The organism is Burkholderia sp. SIMBA_051 (genome assembly GCF_046534915.1).
GTDB lineage: Bacteria > Pseudomonadota > Gammaproteobacteria > Burkholderiales > Burkholderiaceae > Burkholderia > Burkholderia ambifaria.
Genome location: NZ_JAWRXS010001001.1, coordinates 1 through 230 on the forward strand (window position 1 = coordinate 1; position 230 = coordinate 230).

The 230-nt window shown below is 64.8% G+C and carries 1 protein-coding gene; it reads right to left on the bottom strand.

What is annotated here, in order from left to right; genetic code table 11:
* A partial coding sequence (locus SB771_RS37495) for an SDR family oxidoreductase (RefSeq protein WP_410722342.1) occupies positions 1-169 on the bottom strand: 169 nt, incomplete at its 3' end.
* Between the last annotated feature and the right edge of the window lie 61 nt (positions 170-230).

Genomic DNA, 230 nt, shown 5'->3' on the forward strand with positions numbered 1-230 from the left:
GCAGCGAGTCGATGTCGAGCATGTCGCCCTGCACGACGTTCGCCGCGGCCGGGAAATCGGCCTTCGACGGATCGCGCACCAACGCGCGCACGCTGGCGCCGCGCTCGACGAGTTGCTGGACGACCTGGCGGCCGACGCGGCCGGTGGCACCGGTAACGAGAATGGTCATGATGTCTGCTCCTGAAATAACGGTTGGGTTGACCTGCCCTCGTAAGTTAGGTGATCCACCT